Source organism: uncultured Oceanicoccus sp., from assembly GCF_963968385.1.
GTDB lineage: Bacteria > Pseudomonadota > Gammaproteobacteria > Pseudomonadales > Dasaniaceae > Oceanicoccus.
The window spans coordinates 21,558-30,590 of record NZ_CAXAHB010000013.1; the positions used below are offsets into that span (position 1 = coordinate 21,558).

The 9,033-nt window shown below is 45.3% G+C and carries 7 protein-coding genes; 1 reads left to right on the top strand and 6 read right to left on the bottom strand.

Translation table 11 applies throughout. The features are described from left to right. Window positions 1–2: 2 nt before the first annotated feature. The 6 genes from AACP44_RS02695 to AACP44_RS02720 form a co-directional block, all read right to left on the bottom strand. Window positions 3–3,797 (bottom strand): DUF3971 domain-containing protein, encoded by a 3,795-nt coding sequence (locus AACP44_RS02695; RefSeq protein ID WP_339338753.1) that lies wholly within the window; start codon window positions 3,795–3,797, stop codon window positions 3–5. Window positions 3,798–3,872: 75 nt separating this feature from the next. Then, a complete protein-coding gene (gene rng, locus AACP44_RS02700; RefSeq protein WP_339338755.1) occupies window positions 3,873–5,351 on the bottom strand; it encodes a ribonuclease G in 1,479 nt (492 codons plus the stop codon). Continuing rightward, window positions 5,344–5,946, bottom strand: coding sequence for a Maf family protein (locus AACP44_RS02705; protein WP_339338757.1), 603 nt, complete (start codon window positions 5,944–5,946; stop codon window positions 5,344–5,346). The genes rng and AACP44_RS02705 overlap by 8 nt, the downstream gene beginning before the upstream one ends. Then, on the bottom strand, window positions 5,936–6,418 hold the full coding sequence (mreD, locus tag AACP44_RS02710) for a rod shape-determining protein MreD (RefSeq protein ID WP_339338759.1): 483 nt from the start codon (window positions 6,416–6,418) through the stop codon (window positions 5,936–5,938). The genes AACP44_RS02705 and mreD overlap by 11 nt, the downstream gene beginning before the upstream one ends. Continuing rightward, the gene (mreC, locus tag AACP44_RS02715) at window positions 6,405–7,256 is read right to left on the bottom strand and encodes a rod shape-determining protein MreC (RefSeq protein WP_339338765.1); all 852 of its coding nucleotides are present in this window, start codon (window positions 7,254–7,256) and stop codon (window positions 6,405–6,407) included. The genes mreD and mreC overlap by 14 nt, the downstream gene beginning before the upstream one ends. 112 nt (window positions 7,257–7,368) lie before the next feature. Then, window positions 7,369–8,406, bottom strand: coding sequence for a rod shape-determining protein (locus tag AACP44_RS02720; RefSeq protein WP_339338761.1), 1,038 nt, complete (start codon window positions 8,404–8,406; stop codon window positions 7,369–7,371). A gap of 313 nt (window positions 8,407–8,719) precedes the next feature. On the opposite strand from AACP44_RS02720, the gene gatC reads away from it, so the two are divergent. Next, window positions 8,720–9,007 carry an Asp-tRNA(Asn)/Glu-tRNA(Gln) amidotransferase subunit GatC gene (gene gatC, locus AACP44_RS02725; RefSeq protein ID WP_339338763.1) on the top strand — a complete coding sequence of 96 codons (288 nt, stop codon included), beginning with the start codon at window positions 8,720–8,722 and terminating at the stop codon, window positions 9,005–9,007. Window positions 9,008–9,033: the final 26 nt, after the last annotated feature.

A 9,033-nucleotide genomic window follows, 5' to 3' on the forward strand; every position in this document is an offset into this window, starting at 1 on the left:
TTTTATTGTTGTTTGTTATCATAAATTTTTTCAAACTTAAGCTGATAATCATTCCAATCGCCATCAATACTATAAACCACACTAGAAAGACGATCGAATTGATCCCCAAAAATTTTACTCGCGACATATACGCCAGCAACGGCAGGCAAACCGCCAGCCAACCCGGCAACCCATGGCAAATTATCCGCTACCGGCAAGGTCGCGATCAATGCCATATCTAATTGTTTTGTCTGCAAATCGGCATTACCACGCAAAGCAAAGCCGCTGGACGGGGTCTCTACCGTTAAGTCTTTGACTATTTTTAGCTTGTCATCCTCCAGCATCATTTCCCCTTCGATACGATCATAACTAACACCACTTTTATATAGATCTGAAAAATCCAACTTTAAACGACGGATGATATTGGGAAGATTAACAATACTCACCACCTTTAAAGTACCTGAGGCAGTATCTGATGCTGTTAAGAAACGTCCATCCTCAACCAGTAAATTTAACGGCCCACGGGATGCCAATAAAGACCATTGATTAAGCGCGCCGGGCCAGGTTAAATCGAGATCAATATGACCCTTGTTACTTTCTATTATCCGTTGATAATTCCAATACTCAAGTACATCGCCAAAATCAGTAAAAGCAAATTGGCCGTATAACCGGGTTTGCTCACCATATTCTGTTTGTAACCATTCGAGGGTCACTGGATTATTTTTATCCATCAGGATGCCGCGCATATCGCCACTGATATTATTAAATATCAAACCATTTTTTTGAGGGCGCAACTCAAAGGAAAGACTGCCATACAGTTCATCGTCTAAAAATAGCTGCTCTACAGAAAAATCCAAATTCTGCTCGCGCAGAGATTCCAAGCTGACACTTGAAAGGCCTCCTGAAACAGAAGACTCGGGTAATTTGATATAGCGTAATTTAGCCTTCAAGGGTGAATGGCTATCATCCGCAATAAAAAACTCACCAGCCAGAAAATTATTTTCAACGGTCAGCCACCAAGCATCCTGCCAGCGCTGAAAACTTACCGTAGAATTTTTATGCGTCTGTTCAAAACCTGAAAAATTCTCTATCAATAACTCTCTGACTTTTATTGATAACGCCTGCTCAGTGTTATCGTCTTTAGTTTGCTGTAATACCGCATTGGCTTTATTGTAATTAGCAAATACCTGCTGCCATTCACTCAAGATAAAATGATCAATAGAGCCTGTGACAACCAAAAAACCTGCTTCATGTTGGGTATTATTAGCCTCTGCCAATATCACTAAACCACTTTCCAACTGCCCTTTATCAAAGCGCAATTGCATATCAGCAACATCAACTATGCCCATATGCAATAAAGACTGATCAACACCCAAGGGTAATTTCAACCAGAATTCACTTTTGCTGTCCGCTGATTTTTTATAAGGCGCTGGCCAATCAATATCGACACCTAACAAGCTTGAGGACAGGGTAAATTCGCTCTCACCGGTAGGGTCCACTTTTATCTGCGCAGCAATATCTGTTTCACCGGTAGCAAAGGACAATACAGCCTGTTGACTCCAGTCCATCACATCATGCATATCGGCACGACCGGAAAAATTTATCAACAGACTTTTCTGTTCGTCCTGACCAACATCAATCACCAAGGGCTTATTATATAAATTAGCATGTAAAACCGATGAATAGATGCCCTGCTGGCTACTATAAGTCAGCGGGCCATTAAGGTCGGCAAACTGCAAACCATATGTCGGCATGGTGATATCAGTATCAAATAATTCTACGGCAACCATTATCTCTGCCGACTGCTCAGCGCCCGCAAGCGGCAAACCAAGACTAATATCTGCCGTGGTCTTACCTTGCAATTGCCACTGGTTAAACACATTGCCAACCATTCTTTGTAAGGCACTGTGATTAACAAACTTAATCGCATCACTGGATTCACCGGCAGTCTTGGCATCAACGGTTAACCAAACACCACCCCCTTCAGCCGCAGTTGTTGTCACTCTGGCATCAGTGACCGCCATATCATATATTTTGGCATCGGCAATATTGGCGTTTACTTTGCCATTGTCGATTTCAACCAAACCCCGAATAGCCGTTACTTCAGGCCATTCCGGATGATAATCCAACGTGGTGTTTTCAATATTCAGGTATAACTGTGCAGTACGGTTATTAATATCCCCTTTAGCCAAGGACCCCCGATAAATAAACCCACCATCAATCACCTGTCCTTGCGGAACACTATTGGACATCCAATCAAGAAAATCCTGATTGAGGGTATAGGGTATAAATTTATCGCGATAACTGACTGCAGTATCGGTTAAACCAATACGCAGTATCATTTCCGGCGGTCGATCACTATCGAGCTTGTTAGGCAAATCCAAATTCAATTGTGCCACTACAGGTCCATGATCGGCAGCCAAAGTTAGTGGACTGCTATCGACATAAACTCGGTCTTGAGTGATTTGCCAACTTATCTTGCCGCTAGCAGCATCAAAGGCTAAAGGTTGGCGATAAACTCGCGGAAAGTCTAATGCAAACGCCTTTGTTTCCAACTCCAAAAAACCATCGCTAGAACCCACTTGCAGATAGCCATTGACACCAGTTGCGCCGGGGGCACCATGCAAAGCATTAACGGCAATATTGTCCAGATTGGCCTGCAGTATAAAATCAGACACTTTTTCAGCATATGAATTACGCAACAGACTCAGAGTAAGCTGATGCAAATTACCAGTAGGGGAAAGAGCATTAAGGGTCTGTTTAAATCGGCCCCCAAGCAAGTCAAGGGCTAATAATTGTTGCGTAATGTTTGCCATATCCAGAGTAGGGATGGATAGCCCAAGCTGCTTATTTTTAACATCTATTTCTAACTGCTCAAACTTAAAACTCTGTTGCTGCCAGTCCATCGCCAATAACGGCACCCAGCCACTCCAGTTATTGGGACCTTTTTTTTCTGCTCGGAAATTTATTTGGAAATTTTCTAAAGGAGCCAGCGGCTGACCACTTAAAACCGCAATATTTAATAACGGCGTAGCAATAGAACCTTGCAGCTCGATAATATTGTTCGGTTTCCAATCCAACCATAACTGGCCATCGAGACGCGCATCTTCCATATCAATATTTAGGGTATTGATAGCCGGTAGATGAGCAGAGAAATCCACTTCATTAAAGGCCAGATAAGCTTTAGCAGAAAAATTCTCTGAATCACGAGGATCGCCCCAAGCTTCAACAACACCCAATACCGGTTTTTCTGACTGATCAAAATTGGCTTCAACTTTGACACGCCTGAAGTCATCGGCGCGTTTTAAAGATAGCTCTTTAACATTGACTATGGCATCACTGCCCTTGGCAAAGTTAACCGCAATATTAGCCTTTAATAGTTCAGCAACATCTACCTTGAGAATTAAATCAATCAGATTATCAACATTGCCAGGCGCTCCTTTGGCTTCAGAATAGCTCTTTAACTGCCATTTACCGGGACGGGTTTCTTCAAGACTGCATTCAACCCCATCCATGGATAATTGTTTTATCTGCAAAGAACTCTGAAACAGGCTGGCCAATGGATCTAACCGCAAGGTGAGTTGACCGATAGTTAATACTGATTGCTCCGGATCATTTGACGCAGGCAGTGTTAAATTCTCAACAATCAACACGGGAAAAAGTTTTGACCACTGACCATGGATACGTTCGACACTAAAGGGCAGCTTGGCAAATTGATTAAGGCGTGCTAATAGGACCTGTTGATTTTCTTCAACAACATAGATGTAATAACGACCGATACTGACATAAGTGGCGACAAGGATTAATGCTGCGAACACAACTGTCCACAATATATGATTAACCCAGATAGCAGTCTTTTTTAACAACGCTTTTATCACCTAATTGATAGCAGATTATAAGAGAATGACATCAAACTGCTCGTGGCTATAAACCGCTTCTACTTGAAACTGAATTGTCTTGCCGATAAATTCTTCCAGATCAGCCACGCTTGCCGACTCTTCATCTAACAACCGATCAACAACCGACTGAGAAGCCAATACTAGTAATTTATCAGTCTCATAAGCCCGCGCCTCACGCAAAATCTCACGAAAGATTTCATAACAGATAGTTTCAGCGGTTTTTATCGATCCCCGTGCCTCACAGACTGGGCACTCTTCACACATCACATGCTCAAGACTTTCCCGAGTACGTTTACGGGTCATTTCTACTAAACCCAAATCAGAAACGCCGGTAATACTATTTTTGGCATAGTCGTTTTCCATCGCTTTTTCTAAAGTGCGATGCACCTGTCGACGATGCTCTGGATTTTTCATATCGATAAAATCAATAATGATAATACCCCCGAGATTGCGAACACGCAATTGCCTTGCCAACGAGCTCGCCGCTTCAAGGTTGGTTTTAAAAATGGTTTCCTCTAAATTGCGATGACCGACAAAGCCACCGGTATTAACATCAATGGTGGTCATGGCTTCGGTTTGATCAATAATTAAATAACCACCGGATTTTAAAGCCACTTTACGGCCCAATGCTTTTTGTATTTCGTCCTCAACGCTATATAGATCAAAAATAGGCCGTTCACCAGGATAGTATTCAATGCGATCTTTTAACTCGGGAATATAATCTTCGGCAAATTGACTAACATTTTGAAAACTTTCTTTGGAGTCGATGCGGATTTTTTCAATTTCTGGCCTAACTAAATCACGCATAGTGCGCATATAAAGTGGCAGATCCTGATAAATAATCGCCGGCACTTCACCCTGCTTCATTTTACGTTCGAGGGCTGTCCAAAGGCGTTTGAAATATCGAATATCCGCTAGTAACTCATCTTTACCGGCTCCTTCCGCTGCGGTACGAATAATAAAGCCGCCCAGTTTTTCCATAGCCTCGATTTCAATACAGCTTTCAACCACCTCGCGTAAACGATCACGCTCCTGCTCATCTTCTAATCGCTGGGAGATACCAATATGCTGGGTGTGAGGCATATACACCAAATAACGTGAAGGAACAGACAAATGCGTGGTTAGCCGCGCGCCTTTGGTACCAATGGGGTCTTTAATCACTTGTACAATCAGGCTCTGTCCTTCCCTGAGTATAGTGCGGATATCCGGCTCTTGGTTACTGCGTTGTTCAATACCATCCTGATCGATAACGGCGATATCCGATACATGGATAAAGCCGGTTCGCTCCAAGCCTATGTCTACAAACGCCGCTTGCATACCCGGTAGTACACGAACCACTTTGCCCTTATAGATATTGCCCGCAATACCTTTAGAGGCGCTGCGCTCAATATAGACTTCCTGCAACATACCATTTTCAACAATCGCCACCCGTGTTTCGGTGGGTGTTACATTGACGAGAATTTCTTCACTCATTAGATGCCATCTGTTCTATCTTCTGCAGCAGTTGCTGGGTTTCCAATAAGGGCAAGCCCACCACGGCCGAATAACTGCCATAAATTTTTTCTACAAACACGGCACCAAGCCCCTGAATAGCATAGGCACCGGCTTTGCCTAGAGGTTCACCACTGTGCCAATATTGTTCTAACTCCGCCGCTGCAATTTCCCGGAAGCTTACCTCAGTAATATTCAAGGCAACGTGCTGATACTGTTGACCACACAGACAGATTGCACTTATTACCTGATGCGTTTTGCCCGATAATTGTCTGAGCATGTCCAGTGCGTGATCACGATCACGGGGCTTACCCATAATCTGACCGGCAATTATCACCGCAGTATCCGCTCCAAGTACGGGTAAGGGGTTTAAGCCCTGCTGTTGCACTAATGCCAGACCTGCCTGCGCTTTGGTGTTAGCAACTCGCTGCACATAAGTCTCCGGCGCCTCACCGGCCAAAACAGTTTCGTCGGTATCAACCGAGAGCCTCTCAAAGTCCACCCCAATTTGCGCTAACAACTCCGCTCGCCGTGGTGATTGCGAGGCCAAATATAAGCGGGGGCTGTTAAGTGACATAGTAAGCTCGACGCAGGATACGCAAAAATACCGATAATAGCGGCCACAACAGTGCACTAACCAGCGCAGGCAATAAGAATAAAAGATTTGGGGAGGCAGTTCCGGTTAGGGTTTCAACCCAATGGCAGATTAATTGATTAAGCCCAATCAGGACAAAAATAGCCGCCGCTTGCTGTACTGGGGTAAACATACGCAAGCGCTGATAGAGAATCAACGATAAGTAGGCCAACAGGGCCAAGGCGAAGGCATGCTGTCCGAAGGGGCTGCCTTGGATAATATCTTGCAACAGTCCTGCCACCCAGGCGATACCGATACCGATCCGCTCAGGCAAGGCAATCACCCAATAGATCAACACCATAGCCACAAACTCTGGACGCCCCCACTGAGCCCAAACGGGCAGTGGCACGATAGCCAACCAAAGCGCCAACAATAGTGTTAGAACAATAACCCAGCGACCATTACTTTGACTCAACGGTTTCACTCCCCTGCCGTCGATTGCTAAATACCAGCAAGACATGCCGGCTTCTATTTAGCGCCGCGCTAGGTTTGGCCTTAACAATAGCAAAAGCTTGGCCGGGATCAATTGCCACTTCGGTAACCACTGCCACTGGATAACCGACTGGAAAACGCTGACCCAAACCGGAACTGACCAGCAAATCACCGACTTTAATATCGGTGGTGGCTGCCACATGTTGCAGAATTAACTCATGGAATAGACCGACCCCTTCAGCCACACTTCTAACGCCATTGCGATTGATTTGTACAGGGAGTGCATGAGTAGCATCGGTGATAAGCAATACTCGACTGTGTAATGGCCCAACCTCAATAATCTGACCCATCAAACCCAGCGCATCAATCACTGGCTGACCGACATATAAGCCGTCTTCTTTGCCTTTATTAACGATAATTTGATGGTGCAAAGGGTTCGGCGAAACACCGACCATTTCCGCCACCAGAACACTATCGTCAAGAATAGCTGAGGAGTTAAGCAATTCCCGCAGCCGAACATTTTCCGCCTCCAGCGAGGCCAGCCTCTGCACTTGGGCCTTGAGTAATAGGGTTTCTGCCACTAACCGCTTATTATCGCTAATCAGGGTTTTGCGACTGCGGATATTGTCATCGCTCCACTGGAAGATCTGGCTGGGAATATCAGCCACCCAATAAAAAGGGGTAGCGATAGCAGAAAGATTGGCATGCAGATCTTTAACCCAGCCAAGGCGCTGACTAGTAAAGATAAGCACTAAAGCTACGACACTCAGTATTAACAACCGAGCGCCAATAGAAGGGCCTTTTATAAATAACGGTTTGATGAGCTTACCTCATATTATATTGCTGTGAGGGTGAATACAGTATCAACACAGTACTAAAGTGTTAGATACCTTACTCAATTTTCCGTCAGATTTACTTGTCGAGCTTTTATCGTTATTCGGTCGATAAAAGATCAACACTGTGGCGATCCATAATCTCTAGTGCCTTACCGCCACCACGGGCAACACAGGTCAGCGGATCGTCCGCCACCATCACCGGCAGGCCAGTTTCATCAGAAATTAAACGATTGAGGTCACGCAACATGGCACCACCACCGGTGAGGACAATACCGGTTTCGGCAATATCTGCTGCCAATTCCGGAGGGGCTTGTTCCAATGCACGTTTAACCGATTGCACAATAGCCGTTAACGGCTCCTGTAAAGCTTCAAGAATTTCATCACTATTGAGAGTAAAGCTGCGCGGTATACCCTCGGCCAAATTGCGTCCACGAACATCAATTTCACGCAACTCACTACCAGTGTGAGCACAGCCCACCTCTTGTTTGATACGTTCCGCTGTGACATCACCAATCAGGCTGCCATATCGGCGACGTACGTGAGAAACGATGGACTCATCAAAGCGGTCACCCCCCACACGAACAGAATCTGAATACACCACACCGTTTAGCGAGATAATTGCGATCTCGGTGGTACCACCACCGATATCCACCACCATCGAGCCAGTGGCTTCTTCAACAGAGAGACCCGCACCAATCGCCGCCGCCATCGGCTCTTCGATCAGTCTTACTTCACGAGAACCGGCACTCAGGGCAGATTCACGAATAGCACGGCGCTCCACCTGAGTCGATTTACAGGGCACACAGATCAATACACGGGGGCTGGGGCGAATAAAACTATTCTGGTGAACTTTGGAGATAAAGTGCTGAAGCATTTTTTCGGTGACCTGAAAATCAGCGATAACGCCATCTTTCAGCGGGCGAATAGCCGTGATATTACCCGGTGTTCGACCCAGCATGCGCTTGGCATCCGAACCGACCGCTTCGATGGTTTTTTGGCCATTATGGACACGAATTGCCACCACCGAAGGTTCATCCAACACAATACCCTCTTCACGGACATAAATCAGGGTGTTTGCTGTCCCCAGATCAATAGACAGATCGTTGGAGAAAAGGCCTCTTATTTTTTTTAGCATTTAGTTTTTCACCTTGCAGGTCTTTAAAGTGTGTACGAGACCAACCCACTATTCACGGTTCTATAATCTCGATATCTTAGATCATTGCTAGCACAGAAGTTTAGCCTATTTTTGACCCATTATTTTCTATCCCACAATAAATTTGCCACTCTAACAACGGCAGGCATTTAGAGCAAGGCAGAAATATGATAAGTTTGGCGTTTATAACAAGCCATCGCTTGGTATTGCGCCTGTTTTGGTAGCCGTCTCAACCCTGATAAGCACATCAGCTATAGAGCCATAAATAACATCATTGACCACTGAGTAAATAGCAATGTCCGTAAAACAATCCGATATTGAAAAAATAGCGATTCTGTCTCGAATCAGGGTCGCCAAAAATGACATCCCTGAGGTTGTCGACCGGATCAACGATATCCTCGCCATGGTGAACAAGATGCAGACCGTGGATACCGCTGCCATTGAGCCAATGGCCAGCCCGCTTGATGCGGTGCAGCGTCTGCGTGAAGATACTGTCACTGAAACCAATCAGCGCAATAGCTTTCAGGCGATTGCCCCTGATGCCGATGAGGGCTTATATCTGGTACCTAGAGTCATCGAATAAAACCCTCGATAAATATATCGCCACTA

What these genes read in the sequence shown, in the direction of transcription:
- rng (WP_339338755.1), bottom strand. Translation starts at nt 5,351, where the DNA reads ATGAGTGAAGAAATTCTCGTCAATGTAACACCCACCGAAACACGGGTG.
- AACP44_RS02705 (WP_339338757.1), bottom strand. Translation starts at nt 5,946, where the DNA reads ATGTCACTTAACAGCCCCCGCTTATATTTGGCCTCGCAATCACCACGG.
- AACP44_RS02720 (WP_339338761.1), bottom strand. Translation starts at nt 8,406, where the DNA reads ATGCTAAAAAAAATAAGAGGCCTTTTCTCCAACGATCTGTCTATTGAT.
- gatC (WP_339338763.1), top strand. Translation starts at nt 8,720, where the DNA reads ATGTCCGTAAAACAATCCGATATTGAAAAAATAGCGATTCTGTCTCGA.